General features: G+C 66.4%; 2 protein-coding genes. One reads left to right on the top strand and one right to left on the bottom strand.

What is annotated here, in order from left to right:
- Nucleotides 1-789 (bottom strand): AMP-binding protein (locus AC1D2K_RS34810; RefSeq protein ID WP_478095002.1); only part of this gene is annotated, 789 nt, incomplete at its 3' end.
- Between the two features lie 145 nt (nucleotides 790-934).
- Between AC1D2K_RS34810 and AC1D2K_RS34805 the strand changes: the two genes are divergently transcribed.
- Nucleotides 935-1,306, top strand: a 372-nt coding sequence (locus AC1D2K_RS34805) for a VOC family protein (protein WP_478095000.1), incomplete at its 3' end; no start/stop codon positions are given.

Here is a 1,306-nt window from a genome sequence, read left to right as displayed (position 1 = left end):
GAACAAGGGCAGGCCGAAGAGCAGGGTCCGCCCGCCGCCCACCGGCAGCATCAGGCTCAGCGCCCAGGCCTGGTAGACCTGGTTGGCGTGGCTGTGGCGTACCAGCTTGGGCGAGCCCGTCGTGCCGCCGGTGTGGAAGTAGCCCGCCGTGTCTTCGGCGCTGATGCGGCGCCCGCTGAGCAGGCGATCGGAGGGGCAGGCGTCGATCCGCTGCTCGAAACTGTGGACCGCGCCGGTGCCGTCCGGACCGCCGCGCACGACCACGATGGCTTCGAGATCGGGCAGCTCGCCGCGAATGGCCTGCACCTTGTCCCAGATGTCGGAGCCTTCCGTGGGGCCGAGCGCCACCAGGACCTTGGTCTTCGCGGCACGCAGGATCTCGGCAATCTGGGCGGCCGACAGCCAGGCATTCACCGGGTTTGCGATGCCCGCCGCCTGCGCGCCGAACAGGGCATAGAAGCTCTCGGGAATCAGCGGCAGGAGCAGGCTGACGACATCGTTCGGCCCGACGCCCAGGTCGTTGAACAGGTTCGCCGCCTGCGTGACGCGGGCGATGAACTGGCGATGGGTGACCGTGAATGGCGCTTCCTCGGGGTCGCCCCTGGTCAGGAAGTGGAGCGCGGGTTCATCGGGCGCATGCGCTGCGCCAAGCTGCAGTGCCTGGTAGGTGCTTTGCGCAGCGATGCGCTCCATGTAGGGCGTGGCCTCGAAGGTCTTCACCGCTTCCGGCGTGCGCAGCGAAGGGACGTCGGCGCCAATCACACGATCCAGCAAAAACGGACCCATCATGATGTTCCTCCAGGATTTTTGGGGCCGCCGCCAAGTCAGWGGCCTGCGGAATTCTGGGTTGGAGCCGGCGGCGAAGCCACCCGACTTACCCGAACGATCGAACGCCGATGGACGTAATATTTGTGGTCTTCCTTGGAGAAGCATCATGCCCATCCGGTTGAATCACACGATCGTCAAGGCCCACGACCCGCGGGCGTCCGCCGAGTTGCTGGCCGAGTTGCTCGGACGCGGCGCGCCGGTCCCGTTTGGCCCGTTTCTCGGCGTGGAGGTCGACAACGGCGTCACGCTGGATTTCATGCGCGCCGACGGCGACATCGACGGGCAGCATTACGCCTTTCTCGTGAGCGAAGGCGAGTTCGACGAGATTTTCGGCCGCATTCGCGAACGCGGAATCACCTACTGGGCCGACCCCGGCCAGCACCGTCCCGGCGAGATCAACCATGGCGACGGCGGCCGCGGCTTCTACTGGAACGACCCGGATGGCCACTTCCTCGAGATCCTCACCCGTCCTTATGGC

The organism is Variovorax sp. P1_H12_2, from assembly GCF_056405335.1.
Note: the sequence above shows the minus strand (reverse complement) of the source record. Positions and strands in the feature narration are given on the sequence as shown.